This window comes from Paraburkholderia sediminicola (assembly GCF_046026855.1).
GTDB lineage: Bacteria > Pseudomonadota > Gammaproteobacteria > Burkholderiales > Burkholderiaceae > Paraburkholderia > Paraburkholderia sediminicola_A.
The window spans coordinates 1-16803 of sequence record NZ_JAQQET010000026.1 but is presented as its reverse complement, the minus strand read 5'-3'; the positions used below and the strand labels follow the sequence as shown (position 1 = coordinate 16803).

13 protein-coding genes are annotated in these 16803 nt (G+C 57.4%); 5 read left to right on the top strand and 8 right to left on the bottom strand.

All coding sequences use genetic code 11. The features are described from left to right. The first annotated feature begins 30 nt into the window (after window positions 1-30). Both PQR40_RS25960 and PQR40_RS25955 read left to right on the top strand, forming a co-directional pair. Window positions 31-1359, top strand: coding sequence for an NtaA/DmoA family FMN-dependent monooxygenase (locus PQR40_RS25960; protein ID WP_408394439.1), 1329 nt, complete (start codon window positions 31-33; stop codon window positions 1357-1359). A 1072-nt stretch (window positions 1360-2431) separates the two neighbouring features. After that, on the top strand, window positions 2432-2653 hold the full coding sequence (locus PQR40_RS25955) for an FCD domain-containing protein (protein ID WP_408394460.1): 222 nt from the start codon (window positions 2432-2434) through the stop codon (window positions 2651-2653). Window positions 2654-3230: 577 nt separating this feature from the next. On the opposite strand, the gene PQR40_RS25950 is transcribed toward PQR40_RS25955, so the two are convergent. The 8 genes from PQR40_RS25950 to PQR40_RS25915 form a co-directional block, all read right to left on the bottom strand. Next, a complete protein-coding gene (locus tag PQR40_RS25950) occupies window positions 3231-3995 on the bottom strand; it encodes a hypothetical protein (protein ID WP_408394440.1) in 765 nt (254 codons plus the stop codon). A gap of 265 nt (window positions 3996-4260) precedes the next feature. Next, window positions 4261-5394 (bottom strand): pyridoxal phosphate-dependent aminotransferase, encoded by a 1134-nt coding sequence (locus tag PQR40_RS25945; RefSeq protein WP_408394441.1) that lies wholly within the window; start codon window positions 5392-5394, stop codon window positions 4261-4263. An 810-nt stretch (window positions 5395-6204) separates the two neighbouring features. Next, window positions 6205-7575, bottom strand: coding sequence for an aminotransferase-like domain-containing protein (locus tag PQR40_RS25940; RefSeq protein ID WP_408394442.1), 1371 nt, complete (start codon window positions 7573-7575; stop codon window positions 6205-6207). Window positions 7576-7660: 85 nt separating this feature from the next. Then, window positions 7661-8386 (bottom strand): amino acid ABC transporter ATP-binding protein, encoded by a 726-nt coding sequence (locus tag PQR40_RS25935; protein WP_408394443.1) that lies wholly within the window; start codon window positions 8384-8386, stop codon window positions 7661-7663. Window positions 8387-8414: 28 nt separating this feature from the next. After that, window positions 8415-9107, bottom strand: a complete 693-nt coding sequence (locus PQR40_RS25930) for an amino acid ABC transporter permease (protein WP_408394445.1) — start codon at window positions 9105-9107, stop codon at window positions 8415-8417. 10 nt (window positions 9108-9117) lie between these two features. After that, on the bottom strand, window positions 9118-9837 hold the full coding sequence (locus tag PQR40_RS25925) for an amino acid ABC transporter permease (RefSeq protein ID WP_408394447.1): 720 nt from the start codon (window positions 9835-9837) through the stop codon (window positions 9118-9120). 24 nt (window positions 9838-9861) lie between these two features. Beyond that, on the bottom strand, window positions 9862-10788 hold the full coding sequence (locus PQR40_RS25920; RefSeq protein WP_408394449.1) for an amino acid ABC transporter substrate-binding protein: 927 nt from the start codon (window positions 10786-10788) through the stop codon (window positions 9862-9864). 331 nt (window positions 10789-11119) lie between these two features. Further along, window positions 11120-12547, bottom strand: a complete 1428-nt coding sequence (locus PQR40_RS25915) for an aminotransferase-like domain-containing protein (protein ID WP_408394451.1) — start codon at window positions 12545-12547, stop codon at window positions 11120-11122. Between the two features lie 272 nt (window positions 12548-12819). On the opposite strand from PQR40_RS25915, the gene PQR40_RS25910 reads away from it, so the two are divergent. The 3 genes from PQR40_RS25910 (at window position 12820) to PQR40_RS25900 (ending at window position 16107) form a co-directional block, all read left to right on the top strand. Then, entirely contained in the window at window positions 12820-14325 is a 1506-nt protein-coding gene (locus PQR40_RS25910; protein WP_408394453.1) for a M81 family metallopeptidase, read from the top strand. 109 nt (window positions 14326-14434) lie between these two features. Continuing rightward, complete coding sequence (locus tag PQR40_RS25905; protein ID WP_408394454.1) at window positions 14435-14644, top strand: hypothetical protein; 210 nt, start codon at window positions 14435-14437, stop codon at window positions 14642-14644. Beyond that, complete coding sequence (locus PQR40_RS25900) at window positions 14641-16107, top strand: sodium:solute symporter family protein (protein ID WP_408394456.1); 1467 nt, start codon at window positions 14641-14643, stop codon at window positions 16105-16107. Before PQR40_RS25905 ends, PQR40_RS25900 begins: the two co-directional genes overlap by 4 nt. Window positions 16108-16803: the final 696 nt, after the last annotated feature.

Genomic DNA, 16803 nt, shown 5'->3' with positions numbered 1-16803 from the left:
CCAGTGCCGTTTCAACGACAGGAGCGCAGCATGAGCGTCGTGCGTAGACGGTTGAAGACGCTCGTTGGCGCAGGCAACGTCCTCTATGCGAACGGAGACGCGGACCTCTCGCAGGGCATTCGCCGCGCGGCGGCGCTCGCGCGCACTGCGGAGGTGGAAAAGATCACGGGCCTTTTTACGGCCGATCTGCTGCAGGCGGACCCTGCCGGACTGGCGGGCAGCACCGGCAGTCAGGAGCCGATCGTCGCGCTTGCCGCGCTGAGTCAGGCCACATCGCATATCGGGCTCGTCGCGACCGTGTCGACGACCTATCACCATCCTTACAACATCGCACGGCTGATCGGTACGCTCGATCACGTGAGCGGCGGCCGGGCCGCGTGGAACGCGGTCACGTCGTCGGTCGGCGAGCAGAACTTCGGTGACGGCACGCTGCCCGATCCGGAGCGCCGGTATGCGCGCGCGACGGAATTCGTCGAGATCGTCAACGCATTGTTCGATGCGAACGATCCCGCAGCCTCGCGGCGCGCGTCGTCAGGCTCGGTGTCCGTGGACCCGCGCAAGCTCGGCACGATCGACTATCGCGGCGAGCATTTCCAGGTGCAGGGGCCACTCAACGTGCCGCCGCCGCCGCAAAAGCGGCCGGTGCTGTTCCAGGCTGGGCAGTCGGCGAGCGGTGTGACTCTCGGCGCGCGTTACGCGGAAGTCGTCTACACGTCGCAGCCTACGCTCGACGAGGCACGCGCGTTTGTCACCGAATTGCACCGGCAGGCGGTCGGCTTTGGCCGCGCGAACCGATTACCGTTCGTGATGAACTCGTTCCACTCGATGATTGGCGAGTCCGACGCGGATGTCGCGCGGCGGCTGCGCGACAAGCACGAGCGGATCGACTACGAACAGGGGAGGTTGAAGCTCGCAGATATGTTGGGTGGCGGTATCGACCTGAGCGAGCTGCCGCTCGACCGGCCACTGCCCGAGGCGCGGCTGCCAACGGTCGACAGCGTTAACCGGCGGCGCGGGCGCGTCGCGATTTTCCGCCGTTATGCATTGCAGGGCCTCACCTTGCGCGAGCTGATCATTCGCGCGCAGGACACTGGCCACTGGTCTGTCGCCGGTACGCCGAGGCAGCTTGCCGATGCAATCGAGGAGCGGTATCGCGCGGGGATCGTCGATATCGTGTCGCTGCACGGGCTCGGCCAGCCGGACCAGGAGGATCTGCTGCTGAACGGATTGTTGCCTGAGTTGCGTCGGCGCGGTCTGATAGATACAGACTACCGCGGTGACGATCTGCGCTCGAATCTCGAACTGCCGCCGCTTCCGTCAGGCTACGCCGACGCGGAAACGCGACGCTTGGCGAATTGACGATGACCCGGGATCGCGCAGCGATGCCGGGTCATCCAAATCCTGCGCCCTCAGATGAGCCGTAATTCAACGTCAACCGCTGATGCTCGTTAATTCTGGGCTTGGATGAGAAACGGGGATAGACGTTCACTATCGAGCGAACTCAGGCGATCTAAACTGGGAGCGTTGCTTGGCGACGCACGTCCCTAGTCACTCGTCAATTAGCTCTACCTGCGTTTTCGGAAGATAAATAGTATTCCTAATTGATCAATGAATTTGTTGAGGTTCAGGGAATTGTCGATTTATCAAATGATTCATGACCGATTCAGCCGCAGCAGACGATACCCGATGACCGGTCGTGAAGGCCCGTTGATTTTCGATATGTCGCAACGATTGTTGACGAGGAAGGTCAACAATCTAGCGTCTGCGCTAGACGCCGTTCCTGCGGAAAGATCGTGGAACTTCGCCATAGATCCGATTTCGAGGTTACGCGAAGGGAAGAGCGTGCGCAGCATCGCGATTGCCACGTCGTCTTGGCCATGCCATAGGTTGCCGCGCACGCGATTTAATAGCCGCTCGAAGCGCCGCCGTCACCATCAAAATGGGGCGATGGAGTAGGCGAAATGTGTATACGCAGAGTGCCGACGCGCACGGCGTGAAGCTCCATGCCGATGTCGAACCGGTCGAGAATCTGCGGCGCGATGCAAGGCGCCGCTGACGTTATCAGTGATCGCAGACCTTAGGCACCATCTGTGAACGCGTCAACCATAGTGGACCGGACCCAGCTACGCTGGTCGAGTGATGCAGCGACGAACATGCGTCAGGCTCGGGCGCTCGAGTGCGCATGCAAATCGTCTAGCTGCCATTCCATCACATTCGACGAGGCTCGCAATAACTTCAAGGTTGCGCGCATTTTTTCTGCGGAACTGGATGATCACAGTGTCGTCTCTTGCGAGACATAAGTGCTTCGCGCCTTCAAGGAATTGGGTTCCCGAAAACCTTCTGAGATGGAACTGGTCATTCTCAATGTGTTCACCGCAGTCGAATGTCTCTGTAAGAGGAGCAGGAGGCGGTTTTGAAGCACAGCCACAGTGTGCTCTCCCCATCCGATCGGCTTGAGTCAAGTGCACGATTCCATGAGACCATCATGCCGTGGTCGCACAACCGGCTTGCTCTGGAGATACTGAGAAACTTGTATCAGATGCGCCGAATAGCAGAGTACCGTCAAGAGAAGCAAGCGCAGCCGCGACAAGTCCATATGACGCACGATCACCTCAAGATCCTCGATGCCATTGAACAGGGCGATACAATCTAGGCAGCAAGTATGCTACGCCGGCACATCTCAGAGGCAATTGAGAACAAGGTTGCCACCGTCAAACTCACCGGCGCCCCGCACAGGCTTACCATTGTGTCCGCAAAGAAAACTAAAAGTGCGCCAACAGGGTTAGAGCGTCCAAGGATACCGCGCAAGGTGCGGTAGTGGCCCGAGGTGGGTGCTAAGGTGAATGCTTTGATCCGAATATTTGCGCAAACTTTGCGTCGCTTTTTCTGACAATGGGGCGGGCGAAGAGTTCGCTACCCACTGTAGACCGAAGCGAATCTCTGATCACTCTGGTTTGACTTTCCGCCAATATTCCCTGCTTGATCAGTGGATACTACCTCGAGGTAGATCCGACGGTGGTCGACCTCGACGAACATCCTGGTTACATGTGGATCGAGAGGCGCCCCTAGTCTCGTGGAGTTTTGAGATTGTTATGTCGATGAATATAAATCTGTTGTCCTAGATGATACAAAATTTATGGATGATGCCGGAGAAGCAGGGCGTTCTCGATGTTGTGATCGGGGAGAAGGGACAGACCGGATTAGCGACCAGTTCTCCGCAGATTTGCTTGCTAATCAGCGGAAGAATGCTGCAAGAAGAGGGTAAGCGCCTGCGTAACGATGAGGCAGGCGATCGCAGTGCCATAGCTCAACACCGGCTCCCACCGCGTCAACGTAGCGCTGAGCACATAGAAAAAGGTACCGAAACCCAACAGCCCCTTAACCATTGACTTTAGCAACTGTGTTACCGCCACATCGCCGGACATCCTGTGTGCGAAAACGGTGATGATAATCGCCATAAATGGGATTGAAGCAAGCACGCCACTCATGGCTGGACCCAACTGTCCCGCGTACAGCGTCACACAAACCACAAGACTGGCGATGATCACGGCGCGTAGTGGCAAGTCCCACCACGGCAGCGGAAGTGAATTGGTGCGGCCTGCCTTGGATGGAATGATCTTGAGCGCGACCATCACGCCCACAATCACCAGGAAAAACAGCAAACCGTTACTCATTCGGCAATACTGCAAAATGGCCGCGACCCCGATGAATGCGGCGCAGGCACTCACCAGAGAAATGCCCCACCCCTTGTAGGCGAGCCTACAATAAGCAACCGAAAAAACGACTTGCGCAACGGTCGCGGCAAGGGAGCCTGCTGTCGCTTGTGTGGCAAAGGCGGCACCATGGTCCAGTGTCAGGAAAATCGAAATTGGCCCGGATGTAAGTGGTAATCCCAACAGCAGCCCGCCGACAGTTTCACCCCAACGACGAACGACGAGCGACGCGGCTACCAGCAGCAGCGGTGTGATGACCGCTTTGAAAAATAGAATCTGCACGGTGTCGGATATTCCCCGAAGGGCGTCGATCGATTTATAGCAATCTTGCGTTACACAAAGTAGTAGCGAATCAAGCGCTGTGAGAACTCGTATGATGCTCTTCGTATGTAATGGACAGAGAGAGCTCTTGCGCCGTAACCAGCGAGGTCGCGAATCCCCGTGGCCCGAATGATTTCCTACCTGTGCCGGGCTTCTGATCTCGCCTATCGAAAAACCTGAGCGGGCAGGTCGCACCGAACCGGCCCGCCCAGACGGCTGAAGCGAATTACCTTGATTTTCCCTGTGTGCCGATGTCGCCCATGGCCCAAAGGAAACGGTCCATGTGGCGTTGCAGGTTCACGTCAACGCGCAGGTATCGCGCGCCGAGCCCGGGGATGTCAGTGCCGTCCTTAACGATCACGCCGCGTTTCAGCAGTTCGTTGAACACGAACGTCGAATCCTGGTCCTTGTTCAGAATTTCGGCCAGGAAGAAATTTGCTTCAGAACCCGGAACCGAGCGATATCCTTCGATCTTGTTTAGGCCGTTCATCACATACGGCCGCATCTCGCCGACAGTTTTGACGGCACGTGCGACGTGCGCATCATCGTTAATTCCGGCGATGCCGCCGGCGATCTGCAGTTGCCCCATGTTCCACGTTGGCTTGATGTTGCGCAGAGGCGTGATCAGATTTGGGTTCTTCGCGATACCGAAGCCGATGCGCAGGCCCGCCAGCCCAAACGCTTTCGAGAACGTGCGCAGCACGATCAAATTGTCGTATTCGTGCAGCAGCGACATGCCAAAGGTTGCCGAACTGTAGTGGACGTACGCTTCGTCGAGCACCAGCAACGTGTCCTTGTCTGCGGCATCACAGATACGGCGAACTTCTGCTTCGCTCAGGAGGCGCCCGCTGGGATTGTGCGGGTTCGTCATGAACGCGATGCGCGGTTTCGACTTCTTCATGTTGGCGATGTACTCGTCAACCAAGGGCTCGAAGTCTTCGCCCATCGGGGTGAAGACCGGGCGTCGACCTTCACAGTTCGAATAGATGCGGTACAGCGGGAAGCACGGGTTGTGCATCAACACGGGCTGATCCACTCCAGCGAACGCGCGGATTACCATCGAAATCACCTCGGTCTCGCCGGAGCCACAAACCACGCATTCCGGTGCAAACCCATACTTCTCGGCGATCGCTTCTCGCAGCGCCTTAGCGGTCCAATCGGGGTAGATCGAAAGGCGGCCCCAGGCATCTTTCACGGCGGCTTCGGCCGCGGGCGAGGCGCCATGCGGATTCTCCGCGCTAGCCAGTTTCGCGACGTCTTCGAGGGGAACGCCGTACTGCTTCGAAACGTGCTCGGCGGAAAGGCCTGGCACATAAATTTCGCCATTGACGAGGGCGGACGAACTTGCTTGCACTGACATGACTACGCTCCTGATTGGTCACCACATTGATTAGTGTGTACTAGAATACTTGATTTAAAATCGAGAAGTGTTCTAATCGTACTAGTTCAATCGCACAATCTGCGTTCCGGCAGGCGTGGGCTATGAACGAACGTCGTTCGCTGATATGCGGCTGCGATGGCTATGACGACTGGTCCAGGCAAGTACATATCGCCCGCACAAAGAGGACAAACTTTGCGGTTCTCAGGAGATAAGAAGTGGACGCGCGAGCAGATAGGAAATGCAGCCGTTACAAGCTTTGCTTGGAGTGCGTCGCTTCGGCTTCCGTTGAGCAGGGGGATAGTTGTGGTGCGGCCGGTTGAAGCGCAGCCGTCGTTACCGTCGGGGAAGGCAGAACTCGCGAGCGCCGCTGCCGTCTGTTCCCAGCTCTATAAAACCGAGCCGATATGGGCGCGATCCTGCGGTGGCGAATTGCCCGCACCGCGAAAGGCGAAGGTTAATGACGTCTTGACGCTGACGGAGAGGTTTTGCCAGGCGGCATGAAAAAGCTGACTGTGGGAAAGCAAAATGTCGCCTCGGCGCAGGGTCCGCGGTGCGAATTTCAGAGCGGCGGCTGGCTGCCGGGACCCGTCTTTCAACCCGTTTTCTAGACAGGGAAATCCGAGTCCTCCAACTGCGAGTCTGCTGTGAGCGCCGATTGCAGTGCGCGAGACGACAGCGCCTAGGTAACCGGCATTCGCTTCAAACTACTGAGCTGGGAGCATGTCACTGCTTCCAGCTCAGCACAAGTTGTGAGCCTCGCGAATTTCTGCGAATGACGAATCCATTCGTTCAGATAAGCGTGGCGAATGAGGTATTGGGCACGTCGTTTACGCGAGCGAGCACTCGAAGCGCTCGTTCGATGTCGTCTCTCGCGCCGACTGTTCCCAGACTGATCCGGTAGCCGACCTGCGTAGTATCAGCTGCGACCGCGAAATGCGGACCAGGAGAAACGCGAACGCCAGCCTGCTGGGCTCGCGTGCAAAAGTCGTTCACCTGCGCCACGGTCGCTACCGGCACCCAGACGTGATAAGCGGTTGATTCTGTCTCGCGGACACCGGAAATGAATCGTCGTGCAAGGCTTACACGTTCCCGCGCCTCTTTCCGATGCAGCTCGATGCACTCAGTCAGTGAGCCGTCGCCAAGGATGGATTCGGCAAGCGCGCTATACACTCCAGGTCCGATCCACTGTGTGCTGACGAGTGCTTCGTGGAACGGGTGAAAGTAGATTTCCGGAACAAGCGCATAACCGAGTCTGAAGCCCGAAGCCACGCACTTGGAGAGCCCTGTCAGATAGACGGAGCGGTCTGGCATCAACGAAGTCAGCGTGGGCAACCCGTCGTTTGCGAGCGGAACGTTCACACCGTCTTCGATGAGGACCGCCTCGTTTGACCGGATGACCTTCACCAGCGCCTCGCGCCGAGATAGAGAGAGGGTCGCCGTCGTTGGATTGTGCATCGTTGGAGTGAGCACAATCACCTTCGCCTTCGTGCGTTTTAGCACCTCGTCGACTGATTCGGGTATAACTCCGCCCTCATCGCATTGAGCAGCTGTCAGATCGACGTTGGAATACTCAGCAATCCGCTTGATTCCCGTATAGGTAAGCGCCTCGCAAACGGCGCTGTCACCCGGCCGCAAGAGGGTCTTGAAGGCCGCCAACAGGCCTTGATGAACGCCGGCAGTGCAGAGGAGGCGACTTGACGATGCCGTCCCCGACGGCGTCATTAGCCATCCGGCTGCAAGTTGACGATGGTTCTGGGATGGGACATAGGAGTGGTAAGAGAACAGGCTTTCCTGCAATGCGTTTGCCGGAAGCCTGTTCATGGCTTTCGCCAGGATGCTGTTCACCACGCCGGTAGGTAACGTATTAAGCGAAAGGTCCGCTACTACGTTGTCGAACTGTGGCGCGGGGTCGGCGGCATCGCACACGAAGGTTCCACTGCCAACACGTGTCTCAACAAGCCCGCGGCGGACCGCCTCTCCCATGGCACGTGAGACTGTGGCAACGGTGACACCAAACTGCTCGCTGATCTCGCGATTCGATGGCAGTTTTTCGCCCGGACGCAACCCCCCGGTCGTGATCGCGACCTCGATGGACGAAACCAGCGCTTGATATTTCGGTGTGTTCGGGTCCCGCGTCTCGGGAATCCACTTGTTGTTCATACAGTCGCATGTGCACGAGGTTGGCGGGTGCGCCTGCATAGCAGGGCGCTCATGCGAACTAGTATACACGCGGCAGTAGCACAGTTCAGTGCAAAATTTTGCCAAGAAAATCTTTGGCACGGTCCGACACGGGAGCCCCAAAGAACTCCTCCTTGCTGCGATCCTCGACGATGCGGCCTTGGTCCATAAACAGCACGCGGTTGGCTACGCGTCGTGCAAAACCCATTTCGTGCGTGACCACCATCATCGTCATTCCGTCGTTTGCAAGGCTGCTCATCACATCCAGTACTTCGTTGACCATTTCGGGGTCGAGTGCGGACGTAGGCTCGTCGAACAACATCACGATCGGATCCATCGCAAGGGCACGTGCGATTGCGACGCGTTGCTGTTGACCACCTGAAAGTTGCGCCGGGAACTTATGTTGTTGCGCGAGCAGTCCCACTCTTTCGAGATACTGCAGGCCCTTGGCGATAGCTTCATCTGGTGAGCGGCGCAAAACCTTCACCTGCGCAAGAGTCAGGTTGTCGCGAACTGATAGGTGTGGAAACAGTTCAAACCCTTGGAAGACCATGCCGATGCGCGCGCGCAGCGCGGGGAGTGACGTACGCTTGCCGCTGACAAGCGTGCCGTCAACACGGATCTCGCCGGCCTGAACTGGCTCCAGGCCATTGACAGTTTTGATGAGGGTGGATTTCCCTGAGCCCGAAGGTCCGCACACCACGACGACGTCGCCGCGATCGACGGTCGCGGAGCAGTCATGCAGAACTTTGAAGGCGCCATAGTGTTTGGAGACGTTTTTGATTTCGATCATGGTAATCAATCCAGGCAGTGCGCGGTCATTAACGGACAATCTGGATGCGGCGCTGGAGCCGGCCCACCAGGCGTGAAAGACCAAAGCTGATAATGAAATATACCGCTGCGACGAAGACGTACATCTCGATAGGGCGCCCATCGCGCTGGGCCACGTTGGACGCCGCACCCACGAAATCGGTAATTGAGATCACGTACACGAGCGATACATCCTGGAACAGGATGATGGTCTGGGTGAGCAGGACCGGTAACATGTTTCGAACGGCTTGGGGAATCACAATCAGGCCCATCATCTGGCTCTCGCGCATTCCGAGCGCCCTGGCAGCGTAGAACTGGCCTCGCGGTACAGATAGAATTCCCGCGCGCATGATCTCGCAATAGTAGGCCGCCTCGAACATTACGAAGGTCGTAAGTGATGACGCGAACGCTCCCACCCGGATCGGGTTCGGAGACCCCGTGAGCCATGCGCCGATATATGGCACAAGGAAATAGAACCAGAAGATCACCAGAACGAGAGGCACCGCGCGAACAAGGTTTACGTAGGCCGCTGCGATGTTTCTCGTAACCGGATTGCCGGACAATCGCATCAATGCGAGCCCGGTGCCAATGACAAGCCCGCCGATCATGGCCATGAACGTGAGCTTGACCGTGAAAGTCATGCCGTCGATGAACAGATAGTTCAGCGAGCGCGAGATTACCCCTGTGTCAAAACTCTCAAACATAAAATCACCTCTACCCGCGGGGAGCGGAGAATCTGGTGTCGACCCTCCGCATCACGTAAATAACCGTGAGGTTGATCAACGCGTACAGCGCCGTTGCCACGATGAATGGCTCAAACGTCTGAAAAGAGAGTTCGGTCACAGCACGCGTGCGAGCCGTCAACTCCATGAGGCCGATGGTCAGCGCAACGGCGCTGTTCTTCATCACGCCAACGAACTCGCCTGTGAGCGGCAAGATAACTACGCGGACGGCCTGAGGCAACAGCACGTACCGGTAGGACTGCCATAACGTCATCCCAGTTGCGAGCGCTGCCATCTCCTGGCCACGTGAAAGACTTCTGATTCCTGCCGCGACCTGAACTGCTACGCGCGCCGACGTGTAGAACCCGAGGGAGACGACTGCCGTCAGGTACGACGAGTATTCATACGCCTTCAGCCACGCTCCGGCAGCGCGCGGAAGAAGTTCTGGCAGCACGAAGTAGAAAAGAAACATCTGAACGAGCAGCGGTATGTTGCGAAACATCTCGATGTACGCATGCGCTAGCCGCGACACCCAGCGGCCCTTCAAGGTACAGAGCGCGCCGACAAGCGAGCCGAAGATGAGCGCGACAGCCCACGCACCGCCAGCTGTGGCCAGCGTCCAGCAGAGCCCATTGGCAATGGTTTCCAGGTACGTGCCACTTCCATCAGGCGATGGCTGGCTGAAAATCCGCCAGTCCCAGTGATAGTTCATGTGCAAACCTCTCCCGGCGCGGGCTTATTTGTAGTCCTTCGGATCGCCCGAATCGGTGGGGACCGCCATGGCCCGGCGGAGCTTGTCGCTCATCGGGATGCGCAGATTGATACCGAGGGACGGCAAGGGCGACTCAAACCATTTCCGATAGAGCGCATTCATTTCCCCGGACTTGAACATTCCCGCCAGCACGCCGTTGACCAGGGCGGTGAATTGCGGGTCATCGCGCCGCATCATTAGCGCCCAGGGTTCCACGGGCATCTTTTCGATGTTCCACATCAAAAATTCGTCGGGATTCTTTGCGTTGGCGATCTGAGACCCAGCAATAATGTCTGTGATGATGAACACGCTGGCACGACCGCTGCTCATCGTCATGAACGAAGCTGAGTGATCGGCCGCGACTGTCAACTTCATCCCAAGATGGTCTTGCTGGTTCAGTTCGTTGATGTGTGCGATGTCCGTTGTGCCCGAAGAAGTGACGACGGTTTTTCCGCGTAAATCATCAAGTGTTCTGATGTTGGAGCTTTTCAGCGAGGCGGCCACTTCGTTTCCGACATAGGTGGTGTAGGAAAAAGCCACCTGCCGTTGACGATCGAGCGTGTTCGCGTCCGAGCCGCATGTAAGGTCAATCGTCTGATTCAGCATCAACGGGATTCGGGTTGCCGATGTGATCGCCTGATACTTCACGGACAGCTTTGGCAGACCGACCTTGGACTTGATCGCGTCGACGATCTTCATGCATGCGTCGATGGAGTAGCCTCGGTACGCCTGCTTGTCGTCAAGATAGGAGAAGGGCACGGAAGATTCACGAACACCAAGTGTGACTGTTCCCGATTCCTTGATTTTTTGAAGCGTGCCCGTCAATTCTTCACCGCGGGCCGATGTCCCTAGGCATGACGCCGCCCCGGCAAATGTGAGGGCCATGCCCCAATGCTTGAATCTCAGCTTCATGACTTGCTCCAAGTTAGTGGGGCTCGACGCCCGGGCGTCCGGTAAGGTGCGAACCAGACCAGTACATATCGAATTCGATCGAATAGTGGACTAGTTCAAAATTGATTGCAAGGGGAGTAATTAGTGCCGTCGCTTCAGTGTGGCCATACGGCCTTTTATGTGGCGACTAGCTTGAGAGGCCTGTGTTTACGCTGATTTTGGGGCAATTCAGCGTGGAAAATGATCGGCAGTGGGACCCCGCGTATCCGGGAAAACCACAGGGCACGATCAAGATGTGTACTGGTACAGGTGAAACGGATGAGTCTTACGCTTCGGCGATCGCTAACGCAAGTCAGGCAGAATGCTGCGGCTTTCGAGTTGACAGAACGCGCGCAACGGCGTCGAGTGCCGGTGTGAGTTCATTAATGGACGGGACCGCGCCGAGACTGATTCTCAGGGCATGGTCGGGCGGACCATCGCCTACCAGAAATTGTGTAGATGTGGACACCAGAACCCCCATTCTGGCCAGTTCAGAGGCTGCAGTGTCAGGTGGCATTGAGCCCGTGCTTACCCAGACGTGATATGAGATGGTGCTGGCGGACGTCACCATACATGGCCCTAGCGCGCGCGCCGCAATCTCAACTCGCCTAATGGCTTCCGTCCTGTGGAGGAGTGTGCTCTGGAAAGCGTCGCCGGAATGAATCAGTTGACTGGCAATGGCAGCTTGTGTCGAAGGCTCCGTCCAGCCGAGCATGAACATGGCATCCCTTATGCGCGAAACAAGCGGCGCGGGCGCGGCGATGTAGCCCACCCTGATCCCGGGGGAAACGGACTTAGACAGACTGCTGATGATTACAACACCCTCGGGCCATTCGGTTGCCAGCGGCGGAGCGTCCGCGCCAGCGAGCATTCCGTAAACGTCATCTTCAATGACTGGAATTGCAGCTTCCCGCGCGAAGCGCAGCAGCGCCACGCGCCTAGCGCGGCTGAGGTTAGCCGTTGTGGGGTTGTGCGTAACGGGGGTGCAGACAACGGCCTTGACGGATTTGTCGCGGCGAAAGCGCGCGAGTGCCGTGCTATCCAGACCTTCATGGTCCACTTCAACTGGAATCAAGCGGAGTTGCAACAGCTTCGCAATGCGCTTAAGGCCAACGTAATTGAGTCGTTCACAAAGGATGGAGTCCCCTGGGGATGCGAGAGCCAGCAGTGTGCAGAGTAGGCCCTCGTGTGCGCCCTGGGTAATCAACACTTGGTCTGGCGGGATCGCGAGTCCACGTAACGCGAACCATGCAGCTCCAGCCCGCCGGTTCCGTGGCGCTCCCTGTATGGGCGAGTGACCGAAGAGTTTCTGGGGCTCTCCCGAAGTTGCGAGGGCGCGAAGGCTATGCTGCAGCACTGAGGCGGCGATGATCGTCGGCGACGTGTTCAACGACAGGTCTACGAAGTCTTCATGTTCGGGGGCATCCGCATCTGACTTGTTGCACACGAATGTTCCGCTGCCCGTCTTCGTCACGATCAGACCGCGACGCGACGCGTGTTCGATCGCCTTCGTAACCGTAGCGACCGTCACGCCGAACTGTCGGGCCAGGACGCGTTGCGGGGGCAACCGTGCGCCCGGTTTCAGCTCACCTGTTTGGATCCCATGCGCAATGGCCTCGACCATCGACTCGTACTTCGTGAGTCCTTCGGCCAAGCCGTGGCGCCAGCCTTCAGCCATATCGGCTTCGTCAGCGCCGAGGTCGAGAGCTTTCCGCCCCGCCTTCCGATTTCCCTCAGCCATTCACTGCGCTCCGATTGGTATGCGGCAACTTGCCTAACTGTCCTAGTACACTACATTCTAGCGATAATATCAACATGGTCGAAAAATTTGTAGTGATACAGTGAACTCGCATAAATCACTAGGTGGCCGGAAATTTGCGACCGCGACAAAGGAAAGGCTTCTTTTGCCGGCGTGCAGCGGCATAGCGGGCAGTTCACAAGGCCGGAGTGGCTGTTTCGAATCGGTTCGGCAACCGTGATTGTCGTCGCGGAATTACGAGGGGTGGTAAGGAAATGATGCGCGTTCTAGTTTGCGGGTTTGAGCATGAAACCAATACGTTTGCGGTCAGCAAAGCAGATTGGGCGGCGTTTAACAGAGGAGACAGTTTTCCCGCGTTTATAGAGGGGCAGGCCATGCTGGACAGCATGGAGGGCGTCAACCTCCCGGTGGGAGGTTTTATTGACGCCGCGCGCCAGAAAGGTTGGGAACTGGTGCCCAGCCTTTGGTGTGGTGCGACGCCGTCTGCTCACATCACTGAGGATGCGTTCGAGCGCATCAGTGCCGCGATAGTGGAGCGGGCACAACGAAGCGAATTCGACGCGATCTACATGGATTTCCACGGTGCCGGTGTCGCAGAGCACATCAACGACGTCGAAGGAGAGGTCCTAGTCCGGCTGCGGCGAGAAATCGGCTATGACATACCGATCGTCGCCAGTCTGGATCTTCACGCGAACGTGACCGCGGAGATGCTGACGCAGGCCGACGCGATGGTCGGGTTTCGCACATACCCCCATGTGGATATGGCGAAGACAGGCGCTTTGGCGGCGGAACTGCTCGAACGGCGCAGGGCGAAAGGCATTCGCGAGAAAATGGCTTACCGACGTCTCCCATTCCTGATCTCCACCAACTCGCAGAGCACGCTGATGTCGCCGGCAAAAGCTCATTTCGAGTTGTTGGTCGAACTGGACCGGAAGTACGGAACGGTTTCCAGCTTTCTCATGGGATTTGCAGCCGCCGATTTCCCCGAGTGCGCGCCGATGGTGATGTCGTACGGCGATCGCGCGGAATTCGCACTCGATGAGCTGTACCGGGCGGTCTCTGAACCCGACCAATGGCGACTACAGCACGTCTATCTGCCCGATGATGCCGTCGATCGGGCATTGACGCTGGCAGAAACATCTGGCCGGCCGGTTGTGGTCGCGGACACTCAAGACAATCCGAGCGGTGGTGCGGACGGCAACACAACGGGAATGCTGCACGCGCTGTTGCGCAACAAAGCGGGTGAGCGATATCCCAAAAAAGTAGCGGTCGGCATGATCTACGATCCGAAAGCCGCAGAGGCTGCTGCCAGGGCCGGCGTGGGCGCAACGATTGAACTGGACGTTGGTGCCTCGGTGCGAACCTTTACGGGAGAGCCAAGTGAGCCGCCCGTCAGGGCGCGGTTCAGCGTGGTATCGCTTAGCGACGGGCGGATAGCGCTGGAAGGCCCAATGATGACCGGCTTCATCACGCAACTGGGCCAGTGCGCGCTGCTCGAGACCGATGGCGTCTACGTCATCGTTGCAAGCGGGAAGATGCAGGTTCTCGACCGCGCGCAGATCCGAATGATGGGGCTCGTACCCGAAGAACTCAAAGTGATTGTGATCAAGAGTGCAAATCACTTTCGGGCAGATTTCAGCAGGCTTGTGCGTGACGTCGAGACCGACATCCTTATAGCGAAATCGCCTGGACCCAAAGCGGTCGATCCAGGTGATTACCGATGGAAGCACATTCTGCCGTCCACCCGTCTGCGGCCGTAGGTTTTGCGCAATTATCGCGCGATCGAATGACAGAACACACAACGGCCACGTGTGTGTGATTGAACGTGAGCCGCGACAAAACAATCTTGAGACACAGGAAAGCTGCGGCATGAAAAAAATCTACCTGCTTGGACTGCTTCCAATTTTGCTGAATGTGCTTGGCGCAGTGTTTTCGACGAAGGTCGAAGTTTTCGTTGGCGGTATACCCGCCATGCTTCTCTGGGTTATCGCTGGGGTGCTCTTCACCTCCGCGATACTGTACGTCATCCATGTCGTCGATAGCCGGGCCGCGCATCCGTCGATGGAGGTCGAAAAATGAACGTGCCGCTCATTATCATTCTGGCAGCCCTTGCCGTCGCATTTGGGTCGGCAATCCTCTCGCGTCGAGGCGTCAGCATGAATCTCGAGCAGTGGAGTATCGGTGGACGCGGATTCTCGCCTTTTCTGGTTTTCGTGTTGATGGCGGGTGAGGTCTTCACGACTTCCGCGCTGCTTGGCGCAAGCGGTCTCGCGTACAACTCGGGTGGCGCTGCCTTTTCGATCGTTATCTTCCTGACACAGGCTTTCATGCTTTCCTACTGGCTTCTGCCGGCAGTGTGGAAATTTGCAAGCAAGAAAGGGCTTATCACCCAGCCGGACTTCTTCGCTGCGAAATATAACAGCCCCACTCTCGCGCTGTTGGTCGCGGTGATGTCGCTACTGGCTCTGTTTCCATACCTCGTCCTGCAATTGAAAGGACTCGGTATCCTGGTTCAGATGTGTTCTTACGGACGAATCGCGCCTGAATGGGCGATTCTCGTCGGTGCGATTGCAATGGCGGCGTATGTGGTCGCATCGGGAATGCACGGGTCGGCGACTACAGCCATCATCAAGGACGTGATGATCCTTGTTGTCTGCGTGTTCCTTGGACTATACCTGCCGTTTCATTATTACGGCGGTCTGGCGCCAATGTTCAAGGAGCTTTCAATCGCCAGGCCCGGCTTCTTCGCACTGTCCACCACGGGAAAAAGCCTGACCTGGTATCTCTCTACTGTTTTCGTGAGCAGCCTGGCTGTCTTCATGTGGCCGCACACGTTCAGCTCGGCATACACGGCGAGATCTGCGAACCATCTGAAGCGAAACGCGGTGGTCATGCCTCTGTACACGCTTATGCAACTGTTCCCAATGCTCGTTGGGGTAGCCGCCGTTCTTCAGATTCCGGGGCTTAAGGGTAGCCACGCTGACCTTGCGCTGCTCCAGCTGTCCCTGAAGACATTCTCGCCGTGGTTTATTGGAGTAATCGGCGCTGCGGGTCTGCTCACGGCGCTGGTCCCGAGCTCAATCATGCTGATCTCGGCGTCGAGCGTCTTCAGCCGGAATGTCTACGGCCTTGCCCGGCCAGGCAGTTCGAGTCGGGAACAGGCAAAAGTGGCGAAGATTGCGACAGTTGCATTCGCCCTTATCGCCGTGTTCCTCGCGGTCCATAACGTAGAGAGCATCTTCGCGCTTCTGGTGATGGGCTATACGCTCGTCGTGCAGATCGTCCCATCGCTCTTTATGAGTTTCCGCCGCGAAAACCCTGTCAACAAATGGGGTGCCTTCGTCGGCATCTTACTAGGCGCTGGCACGGTCGCGTACTCAGTCTTGACGGGCTTTAACCTTTCGAAGCTCGTGCCTGGAACCACCTGGCTTGCTGACGTCAACATGGGGATTGCGGCGCTGCTACTCAACGTGATCGCGATGTTCGTTGTCAGCGCGATTACACGACGCTACGCCGTCGGGAGCGCGGCAGTTCACGGATAGGTATGGCGCGGGGCGCCAGTATCATACATAGCGCCCTCAAGTCATTGCGTGCCATCGTAGAGATCTCTCACCTGCGCCCAATCCGGCTTGTACGCAGAAGGAGGATTCACGACAGCGTACTGGAGATGGTTGCCATCGACGCGCAACAAAGTCCCGCACTGGCGCGACGCGCAGCGCAAAGTCTGAAGATCAAACCGGTTGCGATCGTCGGTGATTTGATGGCCGATGGGCGAGGGTTGGCCAATGAGTTTACAACGGCTGAAAAGGGCCCCCTCACGCAAGCGTCTTTAAGAAGCTCGCGCAGAGGTCGCTCCGTCGGTCCTGGGTCAAATGGCGGAATGCGAGAGAGTTCATCGATCAGCACCACATTCCGCAAGAGCTCAACGATGTTGTCACAGAGGAAACATTGACTCATACGACGTGAACGGTTCCGCTTCGGATAGAGGGGCAAAATGTATTGCAACTCCACTAGTTACTGCCGGAATCGCGGCGGGTCGTACTTTTGTTCCGATGCTTTGCCGGGATCCTGGTCGCTGCACTATACAAGTGCCCGCATGGCAAGGATCTCTTTCCCTTCCTAGGCACGGCCATGATCCACCCGGGTCGCCTGAGAGTGGAAAACTCTTGCGGTATGTTTTTTGTCATGCTGGTATACCAGTCATGAACCAAATACAAACCAGTGAATCCGACGAACCC

What these genes read in the sequence shown, in the direction of transcription:
- PQR40_RS25930 (WP_408394445.1), bottom strand. Translation starts at nt 9,107, where the DNA reads ATGTTTGAGAGTTTTGACACAGGGGTAATCTCGCGCTCGCTGAACTAT.
- PQR40_RS25910 (WP_408394453.1), top strand. Translation starts at nt 12,820, where the DNA reads ATGATGCGCGTTCTAGTTTGCGGGTTTGAGCATGAAACCAATACGTTT.
- PQR40_RS25905 (WP_408394454.1), top strand. Translation starts at nt 14,435, where the DNA reads ATGAAAAAAATCTACCTGCTTGGACTGCTTCCAATTTTGCTGAATGTG.
- PQR40_RS25925 (WP_408394447.1), bottom strand. Translation starts at nt 9,837, where the DNA reads ATGAACTATCACTGGGACTGGCGGATTTTCAGCCAGCCATCGCCTGAT.
- PQR40_RS25900 (WP_408394456.1), top strand. Translation starts at nt 14,641, where the DNA reads ATGAACGTGCCGCTCATTATCATTCTGGCAGCCCTTGCCGTCGCATTT.
- PQR40_RS25945 (WP_408394441.1), bottom strand. Translation starts at nt 5,394, where the DNA reads ATGTCAGTGCAAGCAAGTTCGTCCGCCCTCGTCAATGGCGAAATTTAT.
- PQR40_RS25920 (WP_408394449.1), bottom strand. Translation starts at nt 10,788, where the DNA reads ATGAAGCTGAGATTCAAGCATTGGGGCATGGCCCTCACATTTGCCGGG.
- PQR40_RS25960 (WP_408394439.1), top strand. Translation starts at nt 31, where the DNA reads ATGAGCGTCGTGCGTAGACGGTTGAAGACGCTCGTTGGCGCAGGCAAC.
- PQR40_RS25915 (WP_408394451.1), bottom strand. Translation starts at nt 12,547, where the DNA reads ATGGCTGAGGGAAATCGGAAGGCGGGGCGGAAAGCTCTCGACCTCGGC.
- PQR40_RS25940 (WP_408394442.1), bottom strand. Translation starts at nt 7,575, where the DNA reads ATGAACAACAAGTGGATTCCCGAGACGCGGGACCCGAACACACCGAAA.
- PQR40_RS25935 (WP_408394443.1), bottom strand. Translation starts at nt 8,386, where the DNA reads ATGATCGAAATCAAAAACGTCTCCAAACACTATGGCGCCTTCAAAGTT.